This window comes from Sporolactobacillus terrae (assembly GCF_019930545.1).
Taxonomy (GTDB): Bacteria; Bacillota; Bacilli; order Bacillales; family Sporolactobacillaceae; genus Sporolactobacillus; species Sporolactobacillus terrae.
In genome coordinates this window covers 2,288,317-2,307,908 of the sequence record NZ_CP082837.1, presented here as the reverse complement: position 1 = coordinate 2,307,908, position 19,592 = coordinate 2,288,317, and the positions used below count along the sequence as shown (strand labels likewise).

Genomic DNA, 19,592 nt, shown 5'->3' with positions numbered 1-19,592 from the left:
TTGCTATGGTCTAGTTAGATAATAATAAAACTAAGTCTATTTTGTGTTGCCCCGTAGGTTACTACGGGGCTTTTTGTATCTTTTTAAAGAAAGGGGGACGTGCAATTGGATGAACGGTTCATGAAAAAAGCAATTGAGCTGGCTGAAAAAGGTGGTCGAAACACGTATAGAAATCCACGAGTAGGTGCCGTTATTGTGAAAAATAATCGCATTATTGCAACCGGCTATCATGCGAAATTTGGTGAAAAACATGCGGAAAGAATGGCCATTGACCATTGTGCTCACCCCGAAGAACTGCACGATTCAACTTTATATGTCACTTTAGAACCTTGTACACATTACGGAAAACAGCCGCCGTGTGTGCAAGCGATCATTGACAGTGGGATTAAGCGCGTGGTCATTGGCCAACTTGATCCTAATCCGATTGTTGCTCATAAAGGCGCAGCAATCTTAAAAGCCCATCAAATTGACGTGAAAATGAATTGTCTCACGAGTGAAGCTGAATCACTAAATAAGCACTATAACTATTTCTATCGACATAAAAAACCGTATATTGTGTTAAAACAAGCCCTTAGTTTAGATGGAAAAATAGCAGCTAAACCAGGTGAAAGAACGGCGATTACCGGTAAACGGGCGAATCGATTTGTGCATGAAGAGCGATTAGGCTATCAAGCGATTCTAGTCGGAAGTGGCACAGTTTTAGCAGACAATCCCATCTTATTGCCTAGTGAAAACAGTGACTATCCACCCATTCGAATAATCGTAGACAGAAGCGGGAAGACGCTGCATTTTGAAGCGTTTAAATTATTTGAGCATCCAGAGCCAATTTGGATTTTTACGAGGAGTGCATTACAAGAAAAGGCACCCGATCATGTGAAAATTATCCAAACCGATGATTTCTCAATACCAAAGATTGTGGATGATATTGGACAGCAAGGGGTGCAATCCATCTATGTTGAAGGCGGCGCGCAGATTCATCACACCTTTTTGCAAGCGCATTGCTATGAAGAAGTGATTACTTATCTCGCGCCTAAATTAATTGGCGGTACCGGTTTATCCGCGTTTTCCGGCAACGGAATGATCGATCGTGAAACTAATTTGACCTTCAAAAGTATCGAACGTATTGGTGAAGATTTACGCATTGTCAGTGAGAGGGTGAAGTAAATGTTTACAGGGTTAATTCAAACGGTTGGGAAAATAAAACGGGTGAATAAGCAGCAACATCACATCACGTTGACGGTATCTGTAGAAGATACGGATCGATTAAAGGGTTTCAAAGTTGGCGATAGCATGGCAATTAACGGTGTTTGCTTAACGGCAACCACTGTTGAAAAGGATCACTTTTCCGTTGACGTTATGCCGGTAACCTTTCAGAAAACGACTTTTTCGCAAATGAAAGAAGGCACTTTAGTCAATTTAGAGCGCGCAATGGCTCCAAATGACCGGTTTGAAGGGCATATCGTCTCTGGGCATGTTGATCAAACCACTCGATTAATTCAAAAAATGAAGTACGAAAACTCACTTAAATTAACCTTTTATTATCCACCAGAACTAAAAGGTGAAATTGTTCCACAAGGCTCAATTGCCATCAATGGCACGAGCTTGACGGTTGATGATGTCAAACCGGGAACATTCGCTGTAGCTTTGATCCCACATTCTTTAGAAAATACGAATTTTGATCGTTTAGTAAAAGGGGATTATGTCAATTTGGAGACCGATGTCGTCGGTAAATATGTGAAGTCATTATTGAGAACAACGATTCATTTAAACGAGGAAGGGTATCATGTGTGAAGAAAAGATCCTACATGCGGTTGAAGCGTTAAAAGCAGGGCAATTAATTATTGTTGCTGATGATGACAATAGAGAAGCTGAAGGCGATCTAATCGGGCTATCCAGTAAAGTGACCCCCGAAGCGGTTAATTTTATGACCAAAAACGCTCGGGGTTTACTCTGTGTACCTATAACTAAGAAGATTGCGCAACGGTTAGATTTACATGCGATGACGGCTGAAAATTCCGATGCGTTTGGAACAGCCTTTACAATTAGTGTCGATCATAAAGAAACGACTACAGGCATTTCAGCATTTGACCGAGCGAAAACGATAAAGGCGCTCGCTGATCCGACTAGTGAGCCAAGCGACTTTTTACGGCCGGGACATATTTTTCCGCTCATTGCTGAAAATGCGGGTGTTTTGAAAAGAAGAGGTCATACGGAAGCGGCTGTTGATTTAGCAAGACTGGCTCATGAAGAGTCCGCTTATATTTGTGAAATTCTAAACGAAGATGGCAAAATGGCGAGAACGGCCGACTTAAAAGAGCTGGCTCAGAAATGGCAACTCGATTTTATAACGATTGACGAGTTAAGTGACTATTTAACCCACCAAAAGAAGAGCGCTGATGTCACAGTCCAATTACCTACTAAATACGGTGAATTTAAATTATCGCTCTACCTTGACCATGAAGGAAAAGAACAGCTGGTCCTGTCAATGGGGGACTTAAAGAAGAGCAAGGAACCCCCGTTGATTCGCGTGCATTCAGAATGTTTGACTGGAGATGTATTTGGTTCGCATCGCTGTGACTGCGGCGAACAATTAGATCAGGCAATGAAGCAAATTGCTGAAGCGAAAACAGGCGCCATTTTATATTTACGTCAAGAAGGCAGGGGAATTGGCCTACGGAATAAGCTAAAAGCATACAAACTTCAAGAAGCAGGTATGGATACTTATGAAGCGAATGTTGCTTTAGGATTCTTACCTGATGAAAGACACTATGCGCAAGCGGCATGGCTATTAAAAAACGAAGGGGTTTCAAAAATTAAGTTACTCACCAATAATCCGGAAAAGATAGCAGAGCTGCAGCAACATCATATTGAAGTTGTCGAACGTGTACCGCTCGAAACAACGGTTTATCAAGAAAATAAGCATTATTTAAAGACGAAGCAAGAAAAATTTCATCACATGTTATCACTCGAAAAGGGGATTAAATCATGACGGTTTATGAAGGAAAATATCAAGGAGAACAGGTTAAGGTTGCCATTACCATTGCTCGTTTTAATGAATTGATCACATCAAAATTACTTGCAGGTGCTCAGGATAATTTGATAAGACACGGCGTTGATGCGAAGAACATCGATGTTTACTGGGTACCGGGTGCCTTTGAATTACCGTTTATCACCAAAAAAGTAGTCGCTACTCAAAAATATGATGGGGTCATTACTCTAGGTGCTGTCATTCGTGGTGCAACCACACATTATGAACTCGTAAGTAATGAAGTAGCCAAAGGCGTAGCGCAAATCGAGTTAAATTCAGATATACCCGTCATATTTGGCGTACTGACCACGGAAACGATTGAGCAGGCGATTGAACGTGCAGGGACGAAGAGTGGAAACAAGGGGAGTGAAGCGGCGCAAGGATTACTTGAAATGGTATCGCTAAATGAATTGATCGCAAAATAAAAAATCCTGAATGACTGCTGGATTTCTATCATTCGTTTTTAGCTGCTGTTTTTAAGCGTTTTTCCTATTGGCTTTTTGAGGAGTTACTTCAACGAGGAGTAGCTCCTTTTAAATTGACTTGTGCTCAACGAAGTAGTCTAGCCGTTTAAATAAAACCGTTTTGTTTTGTTCAGGAGTACCAAAGTCGGTTATTTCTTCAGCGCTTTGCACAAATTGTGAGTGATCAATATAATCTCCGTCATGGGTCAGTAATCCCTGAACACGATTAGGGGTCATTTCCAGATGAAATTGCAAGCCAATCACTTTTTCACTGTAGATAAATCCCTGGTTTTCACATGCCGCGCTGCTCACTAATCGTTCCGCTCTATCGGGAAGTTCAAATTGCTCGCCATGCCAATGAAAAACAGTCAATTCCTCTGGTATAAACGGTAACCTTGAAGAAACGGAACGTATTGGATGCCAGCCTACTTCTTTATCGCCTTGAATAACAGCGGCTCCTAATGCTTTAGCAATCTGTTGAGCGCCTAAACAGACGCCAAATACAGGCTTATTTTCAGAAATGGTCTTTCTGATTAATCTGCGCTCTTCGTCAATCCATTGTTGGTCCTGATCATTTGCACTCATTGGTCCGCCGAGTAGGATCAGAAATTCAAGATCATCGATCCGGGGTATTGAGGGATTTTCATAGAGCTTATGCATGCGAAAGGTATGGCCATTATCGTTGCCCCATTCTTCAATAGATGCGAGTCCTTCAAAGGGAACGTGCTGCACTACGTCAATGTTCATGTCATCACCCACTTTATCGATTTTGCAATCCGTCAATCAGCCTTGTTTTGCTTTGTACATAGCGGTCAATCATCCGCTTCTTGCATCTTCGTTTAAAAATCATTGATTCAATCATAGCGCATCTTTTAGCTTCAATAAAGTCTTCCCATACCAAAAAGGAACCTTAGCCGCACGAACTTCAGCAATGAAATCGAATCATTGATGCTACAATAAATCGTTACTTCTTGACAGCGGTCAATTTTAAATTCTTCGTCTCCGTTTATCCTTGAGTTATAAAAAGGAGGGGGAGGCTGTATGAACGTCCAGAAATGGGTACAGAAGCATAACCAACACATCACCTATTTGACCGGTGCTTTGATTGTCCTCGGCTTTTTAAGTAAAGGACTTTTTCATTGGGAATTAGGTTATACGGCGACCTTTATCGCGGCTACACTTGTCGGCTTTTTACCGGTTTTGATTCATGCATGGCAGGCCTTGAGCGTAAAGGTCATCAGTATCGAATTGTTAGTCAGTATCGCTGTGATCGGTGCCCTTTTCATTGGTGAATATAACGAATCGGCGATCGTTGTCTTTCTGTTTTTGTTCGGGAGTTATCTGGAGCAGAAAACCTTGCAGAAAACGCGCAACTCAATTAAAACCTTGACTGAAATGGCTCCGACGAAAGCTTGGGTTTATCAAGAGAATGGTCAGGTGCAGGAAACGGATAGTGATGAAGTCAATGCGGGTGATGAGCTCTTAGTGAAGACGGGTGCCCAGGTCCCGGTGGATGGGGTGATCACCTCAGGTCACGGCTATCTGAATGAAGCCAGTGTCACGGGCGAATCGCGGGTTGTTGATAAGTCGGTGGGCGCGACCGTTTTTGCCGGGACTCTTTTAGACAATGGAACGTTACGCATTAAGGCAACTCGTGTGGGTGAGGATACCACATTCGGTAAGATCATTGAATTGATTGAAGAAGCTCAGGATACGAAATCACATGCGGAAAAGTTTATTGATCATTTTGCCCGCTACTATACGCCAGCCGTTCTCTTATTGGGAATAATTGTCTGGGGGATCACGCGGGACATCCGTCTGGCCATCACAATCTTAGTCCTGGGTTGCCCGGGGGCCTTAGTGATCGGTGCTCCGGTATCCAATGTCGCCGGTATCGGTAATGGCGCAAAACGCGGCGTTCTGATCAAAGGCGGCGAGATCATGAATACGTTCAGTAAGGTGGATACGTTAGTCTTTGACAAAACGGGCACGCTAACGAAAGGACAGACTGAGCTCGTAGAAATGAAGGCCATGCCTGGTCAGCAACGTGGATTAGCCTATACAGCTGCTATTGAAAAGGAATCCGATCACCCACTTGGTCGGGCGATCTTAGCCTATGCCGAGGCGCACGCTATTGAGTACAGTCATCTGAAGGTGACGCAAACCAAAGTGGTTAAGGGTAAGGGAATCCGGGCAGTTGTGGAAAATCAGACCGTCCTGGTTGGTAATCGTAACCTGTTAACTGAAGCCGGGGTTCGACTGAACCAGGAACAGGAACGAAAATTAACTGAGATGGAAGAGAAAGGAATATCCACCGTTTTAGTTGCGGTCGATCAGCAACTGGCGCTTATGCTTGGTATCGCCGATACGCCAAGAGACGGGGTTAAAGCAGCTTTAGCAGCGTTAAAAGCAATGGGCATCAAAAGAATGGTTATGCTGACGGGTGACAATGTGCGGACCGCGCAGGCGATTAGCCAGCAACTTGGTATTGATGAAGTTCATGCAGAGCTGTTGCCGGAAGATAAAGTGGGTTATGTAGAAAAGTTGAAGAAGGCGGAGCATACGGTTGCTTTCATCGGGGATGGCGTCAATGACAGCCCATCCCTTGCCTCGGCACATATCGGCATTGCCATGGGCAGCGGGACCGATGTTGCGGTGGAAACCTCAGACATTGTTTTGATGAAATCCAGATTTACCGAGCTTGTCCATGCTTATGGATTAACGAAGAAAACGGTAAAAAATATGAAAGAAAATATTGTTATTGCCATTGCTACCGTTGCTTTCTTATTGATCGGTCTGATCTTTGGCTATATTTATATGGCGAGCGGCATGTTCGTCCATGAAGTCAGCATTTTAGTGGTCATCCTGAACGGGATGCGTTTGTTAAGCTACCACACGAAGCATGCTGCATAACACTTAGCTCTTATTTCTAAAAGTTGATACCTGTCAATTTATTAATGAACGAATCGCTTTAAACTGAAAATGTAAAGAAAAGAAAGGGGCGTTCAAGATGACAAAAGTGATTTTACAATTAGAGGCGCTGACCTGTCCGTCATGTCTGCAAAAAATTGAAACCGGCCTTGCGCATCAGGAAGGCATTCTAAAGTCGAAAGTCTTGTTTAATTCCAGCAAGGTTAAAGCAGAAATCGATCCAGATAAGATCTCAGCCAAAGCGGTTGCGCAGATCGTGTCGAAACTCGGTTATGAAGTCGAATCGGTAAAAGTAAAGGAAGCTTAAGGATCATAAATTCAGAGGAGGAACGCGTATGTCAATCGATGCGTTGTATGAAGCAGAAGTTTCTCAGTCGGAGAAAGATCACCACATCCCGACCGCCGGAGCGATGACCGGTCATATTTTAGCCAATCTGAAGATTCATCAGGAAAAGCTGGCTCAGGCCGTTTCTTATGCCAAAGGATCCGAAACTCCATTTTTAAAGGAATTCTTCAGCCAGGCGATCCAAACAGAAATCAGGTTATTTGACGAGCTTGCACAAGTGTTGTTAGATGAAAGCGAAGTGATTCCGACAACAACTGAGGAGTTCAACCGTTACAGTATGTTGGAGGAGCATGGGAAATTCAAGTATCTCTCTGCTAAAGAATGGCTTGTGGCTGCAGTGAAAGACTTTGATACGCAAAATCTGTTTATCACGCGCGCGATTAAATTAGCTGAAAAAGAGGATAAACCGGTACTTCAAGCGTTTCTGGTGCAGCAATTAGGCTGGAATAATTGCAAGATCCGTGAGTTACAGGCGTTCTTAGGTCATGCTCCTCGAGAGGGATTAGAAGAAGACGATGATGATGATGATTAATTAATGGAGGTTTGAATGATGGGGAAGCATAGCTGTCTGATCTTGGTCCCTCTGTTCAATCATTTGGACGAATCTGATTTAGAAAAAATTGATCAACTGACCAAACGTCATGTCTATAAGAAAGCGGAACAGATCTTCAAACCGTATGATCAGAAGCAGTTGACCATCGTAGCCAAAGGACGCATGAAAGTCTATCAGATTTCCGGCTCTGGTCGCGAGCAGCTTCTGCGCGTTGTCGAACCGGGTGGGTATGAAGGCGAAACGGCATTATTCGGTACAGAAAACGACAGCTCATTTGGCGAAGCGCTTCAAGAAACGGTGGTATGCACACTGGCTCACCAGGACTTCCGGAAGCTGCTGCTGACGTATCCTCAGATCAGTCTGAAATTATTAGAGACGAATGCAGAAAAACTGGTTTCTGCAGAGAACCAGTCAAAATTTTTACTCATGGAAGCTGTAGAAACGCGATTAGCGGTCTATCTGCTGGATTTAGCGAAGGCAAAGGGTTCCCTGACCTTCGATTTACCTGTGAAAATGAAGGAATTAGCGGGGTTCTTGGGAACGACCCCAGAAACGTTGTCCCGTAAATTTAAGTTATTAAAGGATAAAGCGTTGATTCATCGCGAGAAGCAAACAGTGACCTTGCTTGATCCGGAAGAACTTGAAGCGCGTTATGTCATCAATTAGAAAGTCCCGTCAGGAAAAGCTGACGGGACTTTTTGACAGGTAAAGAAAGTTTATGATTCTGCCCCTTCTTCAACCAATAGACCAGTGTCTTGGCTAAGAATCAAAACGGAGGTACTCTGGCGCCTGCGGGATCGCGCCTAGTTGATGCGTGCCAGCGAGTAACCGATAAAGGCGTGCACGTCGTGTGCACAACGCGGAAGTCATCACATCCTGTGGAAGTAAGGACCGGGCGTATTTTGCCTGGTTTTTCTTGTAAGTAGATAAATGTATATGAGCACTGGTCGCTGCTTCTCTCTTATGAATCATTCTCGATAAGGCTTGCTAGTTGAGGACTGCAATTGCCTTCTAATCGCATAAGATTATCCCGGGACATATTATCTAGAAAATGGTTGATAATTTGAGAACCATAATTGAGACAGTACTGAGATTAATCCATTTGTTGTCACCAGCAGACCTTTTGATAATCGCGCATTAAGGATGGCGAACATGAGCTCCTTCGTCCATGGCGTATCCCCTCCGCACCTACACCCATCCAGAACGAATTGATCGGCATCGGTACAGAACCTCATTAGATCGCCATCCTTCATTCAGGTTGATTGAAAGATGAAAATCCTGCAAAACATGATGTTGAAGTAAGCTTCACTTCAAACCAATAGCGTTTACTTAACAGGCCATAAACAATAGTTATAAATTACTACGCTGAAAATTGTAACAATTATAAACAATTTAAAACTTATGAAAAATTTGTTAACAAACAACAAAATGTATTTACTTTTCATCACTAGCGTTGCAGTAATTAAAGCTGATGATTCAAAATACTAGGAATGTTCGGATTTAAGGTGGTTAGCCAACAAAAAAATCCTTTACAATGGAAGGATAGGTGATTCTATCCAAATCCAAAGAAAAGGATTTACGCATGGATAAGAATACACATCTCTCTTCATTTTCGCAATGGTTAAATCAGATAGATTTTAAACAGCTTGACGAAACACTCGGACAAACCGGCGGTGACAAGTATGTGAAAAAGCTGACGACAAAGGCCTATATGACCCTTTTTCTGTATGCTCATCTTCAGAAAGAAGACAGTCTGCGTTCGATTTCGGACTGTGTCTTAGGTGAAGAGCTTCAGAAAGCAACGGGTCTTTCGTCGATCAGCGCCTCACAACTCTCAAGAAAAAATAACTCGGTTGACCCTCAACTGTTGATGACGATCTTTCTTGATCTCGTCGCCAAAATTAAAGGCAAACGAGCGCCCAAAATTGATGAACGGCTTAAGGTTGTGGATTCGACGACGATACCCCTGAATGCTCAGCGATATCCATGGGCTCACTTTCGCAAAACCAAAGCCGGTGTCAAGCTGCACCTTCGCCTTGTCTTTATGGGAAAAGGGCAAGTGTTTCCGGAAAAAGCAGTCCTTACATCAGCTCAAGTCAATATCCGCTCGCAACTCGATGTGCTCGTTGACGAGAAAGAAGCCATGTATGTCTTTGATCGAGGCTATGTGGACTACCAGGCCTTTGATCGTTTTTCAGAAGAGGGGATGTTCTTTGCTTCCCGTTTAAAAAAGAACGCCGTAATCCATGTCCTGCACGACTATAAAGTACCCGAGAAAAGTTCTATTTTATCGGATCAAATGATCCTGCTGGGCGGCGTTCAAAACCAAACGGAAAATGCCTTCCGTCTAATCGTGGCTAAAGACGATCAGGGTAAGAACATCCGGATCATCACCAATCGCTTTGACTTGTCGGCGACAGAAATCAGTGATGTCTATCGCCATCGATGGGCCATCGAACTTTTCTTCAAATGGCTGAAACAACATGTACGGATTCGAACGTTTTATGGACAAAGTGAGACGGCTGTCCAAAATCAACTACTTTTGGCATTGATTCATTACAGTCTATTCGTTTTGATTCAGCAGAAACTTGAAACAACGCGTTCAGTTCTTCAACTGACCCGATGGTTCAAAGCTGTGCTTTGGAAATCCTGTGAGCAATGGTTCCGCCGTATTCGTTTTCAAATGGAGAAACGGAAACGAGTAACCTAAGGGCACCTTTAAAGGCTGTCGACACCTTGACACTGATTAACTGGATAAAACTGTAAAATGGATCGAGTCACCTTTTAGGTGGACATTAACTTTTTTAGTTTTGGCAGAAAAAATATAATTTCCGAATATTCTCTTAAAATTCATGCAACGCTAGTGATGAGATTATCAATATTTTACTGGATTTTAATATTAGAAGAATTCGACTCTCGGACACAGTTGGCACAGCGACCCCGTCTTTATGCAGACATAAATTTGAACGATTGTCGGTGTCTGCAAAGCCTCAGCCGAAGTTTGGGTTTCATGGGCATAACGATTTGGGAATGGCATTAGCCAATACAATTGAATCCTTAAAGGGTTCCTCCTGCGACTATGCAGATACAACATTACTGGGGATCGGTGAGAGGACGGGGAACTGTGATTTTTTACAGCTGATACGCATTGCTCGGCCGATCTTTAATTTTGGTGTGTCTATTGAAAGAGCAGAAGACATCCAAAAAAAGTTTCTGAAAATCACGCGTTTGTTATAGAGTTGCGTGTTCACATCAGCTATTTTCCTGCTTTTAATTGACTGATAATTACATTTATTTCATGGTAATCACTTCTGCAGGCAATCATAAGCGACACCTTTATTTTGACAAGAGGAAGCTAGGGACAAGCAGCTAAGCTAGGCATGAAGCAGGGGGAGGGTAACAATGGCTAAGCTCGTAGTGTTTTCATCGGAAAACGGACTGTGCCCATTTAAAATGGCCGATCAATTGATTGTTTATGAAAAGATCGAAAAAAGATGGGTGATTAACAGAAAAATAAAAATGAATAATCAACAGCCGCGCTCTATTCGGGCACAAAGAAAGTATGTTGAGGAGCTACTTCCTTTGATTTATGATTGCAAAATTCTTGTCGGGAAAGAGATTAGCGGAATTCCTTATGTCGTTTTTGACAAAGCCGGGTTTCATGTTTTTCAGGTAAATCAACTCTCGGATGAACAGTTTGAAGCAATCATCCGAGAAATCCATTCCATTGAAAGCGACAATGCGGTTAAGAAAGAAATTTTGAAAAAAGCAGTACCGGTACCGACTGAAAATAAAGATGTCTATTTTTTAGATTTGATCAAACTTCAGAAGAGATTTCCAGAAGTCACGTCAAAACAGGCGTTAAAGCCCTTTATATCCCAGACTCCCTTTCTAGAACTGCATTTATATTGCAAGCATACACCACCATGGATTGAAAGGGACGGCAGATATATCGTCGAATCGAAACCGGCGAAAAGCGACCAATATATTGTTATCAAAGCCAAACCCAATCATAAATAATAAATTCAAATCACGAACCGTCTGTTGCGAAAACAGAGGATTTTCAGTATGAACTCAGAAGGGTCGATGAAGGAGGACAACGATGGAATCGAAAAAGGCCAGAGAATCATTTTCAGTGACCTCAATTCACGTTTTACCAAACGATACAAATAACCATGGCACATTTTTCGGTGGAAAACTGATGATGCATGTGGATAATATTTCTTTAACGGCTGCCACTCGCCATTCGCGCAGGCTCGTTGTAACTGCTTCTATTGATTCGGTTGATTTTCTGCGACCGATCTATGCGGGTTCGTCAGTTTGCTTAGAGGCATTTGTGACATGGAGTCACAACACCTCGATGGAAGTATTTGTGAAAATTATTGATGAAAATCTTAAAACCGGTGTACGTCAATTATGCACGACGTGCTTTTTAACTTTCGTAGCACTTGATGACTATGGAAAGCCGACTTTAGTTCCTAAAGTAATTCCTGAAACCGAGGAGGAACAGTTCCTTTTTGAAAGTGCAGAAAACCGTTATCAGAGTCGGAAAAAACGCAAACAGCAAACGAAAGAATTTACTGCAGGACTGACGCTTGAGAAACCTTGGGAATAACTGTCTTATTTTGCGCCACAAGCATCTTCATTTTGGACGACGCTTCTCAGGGTACGACGCCAGAAACTTTATTGCGCAAATTTAAGTTATTGACGAACAAAGATTTGAGCGGCAAAAGTGACACTGCTTGATTCGGAAGAGCTTGAAGCGCCGCTATGTCTGATCAATCAAAAAGAGGGTGTCTCAAAAGTCAATTGACTTTTGAGACACCCTTAAAAAACGTCTATTTTGGGATTAAGCGCGAAGATGCGAGACTCCTGCGGAGCGTTCCCGTTGATCGCGAGCCGGAGGAGACCCCGCAACCCTTACAGGATCAGTCGAGGAGGCTCCTGGATCGCCCGCGGTCGCGCTCTGTTGATGCGAGCAGCTGGAGTGCCCGTCAGGCCAAAGTTAATGAATCAAAGCCGACGCCGTTATTTCTTTTTACTGTTCATCATCCTCGATAAAGCGTGCAAGACGATGGCTGTAGTCACCGTCTAAGTGTACAAGATCCGCTTTGGACATATTCTCTAGAAAACGGTCGATAATTTTAGGACCGTAATCGAGATCGAGTTCTGAGATTGATCGATTTGTCGTCACCAGCAGACTTTTCGATAATCGCGCATTGAGTATGGCGAACATGAGCTCCTTCGACCATGGAGTAATCCCTTCTGCACCAACGTCATCCAGAATGAGCAGATCGGCATCGGCGATGAAGGTCATCAGATCGCGTTCAGTGAGCGTACTCTCCTTCGTCCAGGTTGATTTAAAGATGAGCTTTAGAGCTGGAACATCGATAAATAAGCATGTTTTATGATATTTTTGGTCAAGCAGTTTACTGATCCCCACGGCTAAATGCGATTTTCCGAGGCCGGGTTTGCCATAATAGAACATTCTCGCCGGCTTATTTTCTCCTATTTTTTCAACAAATTCAACGGCATGTTCAACGGCATGGATCTGTGACGCATTCTGAGCGGAAAAATTTTTTAATGTCGCCTGTTTTAAGGCATCGTTGATCGTCGACAGTTCGTAAAAGCGTTCACGCTTGATTCTGTCGGCCTCTTGTAGCGCTTGCTGAGAAAACGAGCAGTCACAAGGCTCGGTGATCGTCGTCCATGAACCTTTTCGCGGCCCGCCGATCATGCGCATTTTATAGACATTCAACGCTCTGCCGCAATTGCGGCAATGGCTCACATTGACTAAGGTTCGCTTCAAATTGATGCCATCTGCATTTAAGAAATTAGCTAAGCGACGCATGGTGACACCAGCCTTTATGAGACGGATTAACGCTGCACTTATTTCTTAGTATCATGCTTATTCCCCCGAAAGACGCGAGCACTTCGAACATAGTCAACATCCTTTACATGGAGCCGAAAGTTGGCAACGCGTGCAGCGGCAAAAAAGTAATCAGAGAGACGGTTGATATAGCGCAAGGGTAGAGAGGACAGTGCCTGATCCTGCTTCATAAGACCTGCGATGCATCGCTCGGCTCGCCGTGCCACGGTGCGGGCGATGTGGAGCGAGGCAGATGCGGCAGTCCCTCCAGGAAGAATAAAGCGTTCAATGTTCGGCGCTTCATCGGTTAACGCATCGATCCGCTTCTCCAGCCAATCGACCATTTCTTGGTGTAATTTGTTCGGTCGTTCCTTAATCACGCTTGCCAGATCGCTGCCGCAGTCAAACAATTCATGTTGAATCTTCTCCAAGTCATCCAAAAGATCCTGAAATAGGGCGGGATCAAGCTGGGCAATGGCCAACCCGACAAAACTATTGGTTTCGTCAACCGTTCCATAGGCCTCGATTCGAATGTCGTCCTTATCCCGCCGACCGCCAATGATGCTTGTCTGCCCCTTGTCACCCGTTCGCGTATAAATTGCCATGGTTTTTCACTTCTTTCGTCAGCATTGCTTCAGTTCTAAAGTCTTTAAAACTTGCTATAGTACCAGACGATCTGATCATTTTTTTGAACCTTTACGGCACCAGCGCCGACATTGGGCTGTTTGCCGTTAACGGTGAACAGCCAGCCGGCGTTCTTTGAGGCTTTTTTGTTGTTTAAGCTTGTCACATAGACCATTTTGCCACTGCCGCTGCTGCTCATTTCGAGATGCTGTTTTTTACTGAATTTTTGAAGCAGGCTAAAGACGGTTTCGTTTTTTGAAAATGCGATTTTGCCTTCTTGTACATGGGAACCGTTCTTAATACTGATAAAAGCGCTTGGAGCAGCAGTTTGAGCCGTGCGTGCGGCTGGTTTTGCTGCAGCGTTCTGCGCCGTTTGATGTCCGGCCCAAAAGCCTGCACCAAATAATACGGCGGCTGCAAGTAGCGCTATGATGACTCGATAAATGGTTTTCATTATTTCTGGCTCCTCTTCGTGTAGGGTGTTTGCTTAACGGGTCTGTTTGTTCAATTTACGGGCTTCAGCTGCGAAGACTTTGAACAAAAGCGGAGAAAACAAACCGAAAATGAGATTTCCTGCCGCGTGATAGAGATCAAAAGGCAGTCCGCTGATCCATAGACCGACGACCGTTAAGGGATTTTGGGTGAAAACAAAATAGGACAAGGCCATGATCATACCAAACACTAATCCGCTCACGACCAGCCATAAGAAATAGAGCCACCGCTTCTGTGGAAGCAGTGCGGAAAGGAGTCCGATCAGTCCCCACGCGACAATGTGAAAAAGCGTCCAATAGCCGAGGCCGAGAAACAGATCGGAAACCAGCGCCGTTAATAGCCCTTCAGCAGCCCCCATCTTCCAGCCAAAAAACCATCCGGTCAGAATGATGATGAGCGTCGCCGGTTGGATATTCATTCCGTGAATCGCAAGTCGACCGGCGACCGCGGCTGCAGTCAGCAAAGCGAGCAGTGTCATTTTATGAATGGCCAGCATCATGGTACCCTCCAGGTCACTTATTTTACCGGACAAGCGCCACCGACGCAGTCGCTTTGATCGACGATTTCAAGGTCTTTCTGTTCCTTGAGACGGAGCGTTCGATAGAGTTCAGCAACATCCGCGCCAATTTTGGCTTTGCGCTCAAGATACGCTGCTTTACTGATCGGCTCTTTCGGTGCTTGAGCAAAGCCGTGTCCGCTGTAGGGAAGCAGCGAGGTTGACTTGCACCGGCTTCGGTATTGCTGAAGCAGTCCGGCAATCTTAGAGGCTTCCTCTTTATGGAACGTAATGGTGCAGCTGACCGAATTGTCTGCCCAGTAGGTTTGCAGAAACAGCTGCGTCGCAAACTGTTCGCCGATCGATACATCATTCGCGGATACAAAGCCTTTATGATCAGCACTGCCGGCTTTGACCGGAAATTCGACGACCATTGTATTTTCAGAGTATACATCTTTTTCGATCGTATAGCCGGCTTTTTGCAGCACGGGCAGTAAGGGATCACTGTCCTGAAAACGGATGCGCTGAATCAAGTATTTATCAAAACTAAAGTGCATTCCTTCGGATATCCCGACAAGCTTTGAGACCGTTCCGGAAGGTTTGACGGTTGTGTGTTTGATTGATGGACTGCAGCCGAGTGTCTGGGAATACCGTTGATCGGCTTTGACGACCATTTGATAAAAGGCATCAACACATTGTGCCGCTTGCTCATTAAATACCGGTTTTTGATATAAAGTTCCGCTTTCCGGGTCTTGCGCATCAACGAATCCGCTGATGAGACGTTCGCCAAATCGTTCGAGCACCCAGTCTTGGATGCCGCTCATTGAGATGCCGATGCGCCGATTTTTCTCGATAATTGTTCTTGAGCATTGCCAATCATAGTGCGAGAACGTGACGCGTTTGGCATAGCGGACGGCAAGACTGAAGACTTCTTCCATCGACCAGCCCATCTCTTCTGCAATCCCTGGGAAGACTTCAAATAAGTTGCAGGGTTCGCCGTTTCCTAATGAGATTTCGCCGCAGGGGTTGGTTCCTTCTGCATCAGCGTCGATGCCCGGCTGACGACCGTCTGCAAACCGCCCGTAGTTGCGGATGTTGTCCAGATTGACGATACCCGGTTCTCCATTTTTGGCAATCGCCTCGGCAACCGCATCGTAGTGATTAAAATCAGGGGTGACCAGCACACTGTTGTTTGAGGCCCAGCGATGATCCATTAATTGTTCCTGATCCTGTTTCATCGTGACGAAGGCTTGGTCGTCCGGATCACCAAGGGCAATTTCCGCACTGCGGCGCACATTGCCGGCAACGACATTTTTGCCGATTAAATTGCAGATGTCCGTACAGTCCACGGATGTGAGCGATTTCCCGTTTGCCTGATTCAGCACACGGTTTACTGCGCCCAGCATTTCGATGAACGGAACAGGACCTGCGGCCACACCGCCGAATCCTTTAATTTTTTTCCCTTTTTCACGAATCGAGCTGACATCGATGACCACATGCGATGCATGGTCAATCATAGACGAGAAGTGGGCATCAATGAGCAGGGCGTTCGATTCTACCCATCCTTCGCGTGTATCCGGCGTTTGGTAACAGAGATAAGCTGCGCGGTCATGATCCTGATACCAGGTATCGGCATCTTGAGCGCCTGCCTCAAGCGCTGCTGCGTAATCTCCATTTTCTTTACTAATTAGAATATCCAGCTTCACGTGACGCGTCACCGGAGGGATTTGACGAATATTTGCTCTAGAAACGGAGAAACCGACACCGCCGCCCTTCATCAATTCGTCAAACAGGAAAGAGAAGGGCATGGATACGGCCGGCTGCTCTTTCTTCAGATAGAAAGGAACGATGTGGCTGTCCCCATAGGCTTGGGGACGAATCGCAATAAACCAGCAATTATTCAATGCATCGCCGACACGCTGCTGATAGTCTGTACCGGAGATCCAAAGGTTGCGCCCTGATGGGGTGGAGCACAGGCTGTAAATGAGTTTAAATAAGCGCTCGGCTTCTTTTCCAAGCTCACGGACGGTTGCTTCGGATACCTGATCCGCATGGAGTCTCGGATCCAGATTAATATTGCCTTCAACCACTCGCCTTACCGTCTCGTCCCATTCTTCGTAGCGGCCAAGCGGCTCAATCCAGCGGGCATAGGTTCTTTTATAGGTGACCCATCCGAGTTCACCCCAGTGCGGCTGAACTTCCGACTTTATCTTTTGTATGTAAGCATCTGATAATTTAATCTGCATTATTTTACTCCTCTCGACGACGTTTCCTGCTCATCGTAACTAGATATCGTATTAAAGTCAATAATATAATCAATATATAGTATTCCTGGCTTTTTCGGTACAATCATGCATGGTTATCGGATTTTTGCTGTGACAGCCTTTGGATGCATCAATCCAGTTAAATAGAGTGTCACATAATTGTCACTTCATGAAAACATACAGTATAGACCTCTTATCAGCACAATAACTGCGCAGGAGACAAGACTTTTTTCTGATGAGTGAGGACCAGGGGCATAACGGTTTTGCTGATCGGGGATCGATGACTAAAAAAAAACTGAGCTTATCCTTGAAATTGAGAATCGTTATCAATAAAATGTGTAAGTGGAGAATAGTCGTCTGCGTTTCAACCAATGCTTAAATAAGTACGGGTCTTGAATTCGAACGGCATCATTCTGATTATTGAACTGTTTTTTTTGATCTCTGCATCGGTAGGGGGATTTATACGATTCGGGACCCCTCCCTTGGCAGTGCTTCTTGATAAATACTGCAGACTCTAGTGGAAGATGAGGAAACAATGATGAGAGACCACGAAACTGGAATTGGCGTGAGCAGCAGTAAAATTATTCTGATTGGCGAACACTCGGTTGTTTACGGAAAACCGGCGATTGCTCTGCCCGTTCCGGCAGTGCATGCAGTGACGCAAACAACGCGCTGTCTTGGACCGCTGAGGCTGCAATGCAGCTTCTATAATGGCATTTTGAATGATGGAACGGATCAGATTGCCGGACTCAGAACGGTTATTCCGGCAGCACTGCACGTTTTAAAGCGGCCTGAAAAAGATGTAACGATCACTATTAACAGTGCGATTCCTGCAGCGCGCGGCATGGGCTCAAGCGCCGCCGTTGCGATATCGGTAGTTCGTAGTTTATTCAACTATTTTGAAACACCGCTTGAGCGAAATGTACTGCTCAATCTCGTCGGCGTTTCTGAAAAATATTTTCATGGAAATCCGAGCGGTCTCGATGCAGCTGCGGCCAGTAGTACGCATCCGATTTTCTTTATGAAAGGAAAAGGCATGGAATGGATTCACCATAAGCTGCGCGGTTGTTTGGTCATTGCCGATAGCGGTATAAAAGGGCAGACGAAGCGTGCGGTCACCGCCTTGAAACAACGTCTGCTGCAAAGCGCGCTGCTCCGGCGGAAAGTAAACCAATTAGGTGTCCTTACTTCAAGCGCAAGAGATGCGTTGGAGACCGCAAAAGAAGAAGCCTTGGGCTCCATATTGCTGGACGCGCATCTTCTTCTGCAAGAGCTGGGCGTCAGCCATCCTTCTTTGGATCATTTAGTTGCAACGGCGATGAAAGATGGGGCGATTGGCGCGAAGATGACCGGCGGGGGATGCGGCGGCTGCATGATTGCACTGGTAAAGGATGTGCGTAAGGCGCATGATCTAGCAAATAAGTTAATGGGTGCCGGCGCAGCTAAGACTTGGATTCAGCCGCTTCAGGGCAGAGATCTTCCGGTCAATGCCGGGTTCTTGGACTGACCTGATATAAGAGAGAAGGAGAGTGAGTGCATTGTATGCTGCTGCACGCGCGTATACAAATATTGCTTTGATTAAGTATTGGGGGAAGAAGGACGAGCAGCTCATTCTGCCGATGAACAGTAGTTTGTCGCTTACGCTCGATGCGTTCTATACGGAAACTAGTGTTGAACCACTGCAAGGGCTGCACGAAGATGAAGTGATTATGGCTGGCGCGCCTTTAAGCGGCGCTCCCGCTGCAAAAATCAGTCGTTTTATGGACCTTGTTCGTGAAAAATCAAGAAATCACATGTTTGCTCGAATTGTAACCAGAAATCACGTTCCGGTGGCCTCCGGCTTTGCGTCTTCGGCCTCTGGTTTTGCTGCTCTTTCAGCCGCAGCAGCTCGTGCCTATGGCCTGGACTGCTCGGGAACTGCGCTTTCGCGGCTTGCGCGTCGCGGTTCGGGCTCGGCTTCACGTTCGATTTACGGCGGTTTTGTTAAATGGATGAAAGGAACAGACGATGCGAGTTCTTATGCGGTGCCGGTTGATCCGGCAAACTGGCCGATTTGCCTCTTGGCTGTTGCGGTGAACAAGCAGCCCAAAAAGATTTCCAGTCGCGAAGGAATGAGGCGAACCGTCAAGACATCATCCTTTTATCCAGTTTGGATCAAAGAGGCGGAAAGGGATCTTGCCAGAATAGAACCGGCGATTCGAGAACACGATTTGGACATGATTGGCAAAATTGCTGAAGCAAATGCACTAAAGATGCATGCGGCGATGCTGGCAGCGGAGCCCCCCTTTACTTACTGGGAGGAAGGAACAATGACTGTGATGCGACGCGCCGTTCATCTGCGCGAGCAAGGCATACCGTGCTATTTTACGATGGATGCCGGCCCAAATGTCAAACTGCTTTGCTCGGAAGCAGATGTCGATCGGATTCTTGAAGATCTATCTGAATTTTTCCCTCCAGAATCCTTGACTGTTGCCCGGCCGGGACCTGGCGTTGACTATTTGGAGAACCCTATTCAGTGAAGGAGA

At 45.2% G+C, this 19,592-nt stretch carries 20 protein-coding genes; 14 read left to right on the top strand and 6 right to left on the bottom strand.

All coding sequences use genetic code 11. From position 1 onward, the window contains the following. Window positions 1-105 precede the first annotated feature (105 nt). Genes ribD through ribH form a run of 4 tightly spaced genes read left to right on the top strand, consistent with a single transcriptional unit; the run spans window position 106 to window position 3,453 of the window. Window positions 106-1,164 carry a bifunctional diaminohydroxyphosphoribosylaminopyrimidine deaminase/5-amino-6-(5-phosphoribosylamino)uracil reductase RibD gene (ribD, locus tag K7399_RS11015; protein WP_128167114.1) on the top strand — a complete coding sequence of 353 codons (1,059 nt, stop codon included), beginning with the start codon at window positions 106-108 and terminating at the stop codon, window positions 1,162-1,164. Then, window positions 1,165-1,791: a riboflavin synthase gene (locus K7399_RS11010; protein ID WP_128167112.1), complete on the top strand. Its 627-nt coding sequence runs from the start codon at window positions 1,165-1,167 to the stop codon at window positions 1,789-1,791. Beyond that, on the top strand, window positions 1,784-2,989 hold the full coding sequence (gene ribA / locus K7399_RS11005; RefSeq protein ID WP_128167110.1) for a GTP cyclohydrolase II: 1,206 nt from the start codon (window positions 1,784-1,786) through the stop codon (window positions 2,987-2,989). The genes K7399_RS11010 and ribA overlap by 8 nt, the downstream gene beginning before the upstream one ends. Then, on the top strand, window positions 2,986-3,453 hold the full coding sequence (ribH, locus tag K7399_RS11000) for a 6,7-dimethyl-8-ribityllumazine synthase (protein ID WP_128167108.1): 468 nt from the start codon (window positions 2,986-2,988) through the stop codon (window positions 3,451-3,453). Before ribA ends, ribH begins: the two co-directional genes overlap by 4 nt. A gap of 108 nt (window positions 3,454-3,561) precedes the next feature. Here the strand turns inward: ribH and K7399_RS10995 are convergent, their stop codons facing one another. Continuing rightward, window positions 3,562-4,239, bottom strand: coding sequence for a type 1 glutamine amidotransferase (locus K7399_RS10995; protein ID WP_128167106.1), 678 nt, complete (start codon window positions 4,237-4,239; stop codon window positions 3,562-3,564). A 294-nt stretch (window positions 4,240-4,533) separates the two neighbouring features. On the opposite strand from K7399_RS10995, the gene K7399_RS10990 reads away from it, so the two are divergent. The 8 genes from K7399_RS10990 to K7399_RS10955 all read left to right on the top strand — a co-directional run bounded on the left by K7399_RS10990 (window position 4,534) and on the right by K7399_RS10955 (window position 11,937). Then, window positions 4,534-6,405, top strand: coding sequence for a heavy metal translocating P-type ATPase (locus K7399_RS10990; RefSeq protein WP_128167104.1), 1,872 nt, complete (start codon window positions 4,534-4,536; stop codon window positions 6,403-6,405). 97 nt (window positions 6,406-6,502) lie between these two features. After that, window positions 6,503-6,730, top strand: a complete 228-nt coding sequence (locus tag K7399_RS10985) for a heavy-metal-associated domain-containing protein (RefSeq protein ID WP_010026612.1) — start codon at window positions 6,503-6,505, stop codon at window positions 6,728-6,730. A 28-nt stretch (window positions 6,731-6,758) separates the two neighbouring features. Next, window positions 6,759-7,301 carry a ferritin-like domain-containing protein gene (locus K7399_RS10980; protein WP_028976556.1) on the top strand — a complete coding sequence of 181 codons (543 nt, stop codon included), beginning with the start codon at window positions 6,759-6,761 and terminating at the stop codon, window positions 7,299-7,301. 15 nt (window positions 7,302-7,316) lie between these two features. Further along, window positions 7,317-7,988, top strand: coding sequence for a Crp/Fnr family transcriptional regulator (locus tag K7399_RS10975; RefSeq protein WP_028976557.1), 672 nt, complete (start codon window positions 7,317-7,319; stop codon window positions 7,986-7,988). Between the two features lie 916 nt (window positions 7,989-8,904). Further along, entirely contained in the window at window positions 8,905-10,032 is a 1,128-nt protein-coding gene (locus tag K7399_RS10970) for an IS4 family transposase (protein ID WP_037563194.1), read from the top strand. A gap of 161 nt (window positions 10,033-10,193) precedes the next feature. Then, window positions 10,194-10,559 carry a hypothetical protein gene (locus tag K7399_RS16305; RefSeq protein WP_081791735.1) on the top strand — a complete coding sequence of 122 codons (366 nt, stop codon included), beginning with the start codon at window positions 10,194-10,196 and terminating at the stop codon, window positions 10,557-10,559. A gap of 165 nt (window positions 10,560-10,724) precedes the next feature. Next, window positions 10,725-11,342: a Fe-only nitrogenase accessory AnfO family protein gene (locus K7399_RS10960; protein ID WP_028976560.1), complete on the top strand. Its 618-nt coding sequence runs from the start codon at window positions 10,725-10,727 to the stop codon at window positions 11,340-11,342. Between the two features lie 82 nt (window positions 11,343-11,424). Next, the gene (locus K7399_RS10955; protein WP_010026629.1) at window positions 11,425-11,937 is read left to right on the top strand and encodes an acyl-CoA thioesterase; all 513 of its coding nucleotides are present in this window, start codon (window positions 11,425-11,427) and stop codon (window positions 11,935-11,937) included. A 423-nt stretch (window positions 11,938-12,360) separates the two neighbouring features. On the opposite strand, the gene K7399_RS10950 is transcribed toward K7399_RS10955, so the two are convergent. Genes K7399_RS10950 through nrdJ form a run of 5 tightly spaced genes read right to left on the bottom strand, consistent with a single transcriptional unit; the run spans window position 12,361 to window position 17,049 of the window. Continuing rightward, complete coding sequence (locus tag K7399_RS10950) at window positions 12,361-13,173, bottom strand: ATP-binding protein (protein ID WP_028976562.1); 813 nt, start codon at window positions 13,171-13,173, stop codon at window positions 12,361-12,363. A gap of 38 nt (window positions 13,174-13,211) precedes the next feature. Then, on the bottom strand, window positions 13,212-13,796 hold the full coding sequence (locus tag K7399_RS10945; RefSeq protein ID WP_028976563.1) for a cob(I)yrinic acid a,c-diamide adenosyltransferase: 585 nt from the start codon (window positions 13,794-13,796) through the stop codon (window positions 13,212-13,214). Between the two features lie 44 nt (window positions 13,797-13,840). Continuing rightward, complete coding sequence (locus K7399_RS10940; RefSeq protein ID WP_128167102.1) at window positions 13,841-14,269, bottom strand: DUF4430 domain-containing protein; 429 nt, start codon at window positions 14,267-14,269, stop codon at window positions 13,841-13,843. A gap of 33 nt (window positions 14,270-14,302) precedes the next feature. After that, on the bottom strand, window positions 14,303-14,806 hold the full coding sequence (locus K7399_RS10935) for an ECF transporter S component (protein ID WP_223362303.1): 504 nt from the start codon (window positions 14,804-14,806) through the stop codon (window positions 14,303-14,305). A 17-nt stretch (window positions 14,807-14,823) separates the two neighbouring features. Then, the gene (gene nrdJ, locus K7399_RS10930) at window positions 14,824-17,049 is read right to left on the bottom strand and encodes a ribonucleoside-triphosphate reductase, adenosylcobalamin-dependent (protein ID WP_128167100.1); all 2,226 of its coding nucleotides are present in this window, start codon (window positions 17,047-17,049) and stop codon (window positions 14,824-14,826) included. A 553-nt stretch (window positions 17,050-17,602) separates the two neighbouring features. On the opposite strand from nrdJ, the gene mvk reads away from it, so the two are divergent. Together mvk and mvaD are read left to right on the top strand one after the other, a co-directional pair. Then, complete coding sequence (gene mvk, locus K7399_RS10925; protein WP_223362302.1) at window positions 17,603-18,574, top strand: mevalonate kinase; 972 nt, start codon at window positions 17,603-17,605, stop codon at window positions 18,572-18,574. Between the two features lie 31 nt (window positions 18,575-18,605). After that, window positions 18,606-19,586 carry a diphosphomevalonate decarboxylase gene (mvaD, locus tag K7399_RS10920; RefSeq protein WP_128167365.1) on the top strand — a complete coding sequence of 327 codons (981 nt, stop codon included), beginning with the start codon at window positions 18,606-18,608 and terminating at the stop codon, window positions 19,584-19,586. Window positions 19,587-19,592: the final 6 nt, after the last annotated feature.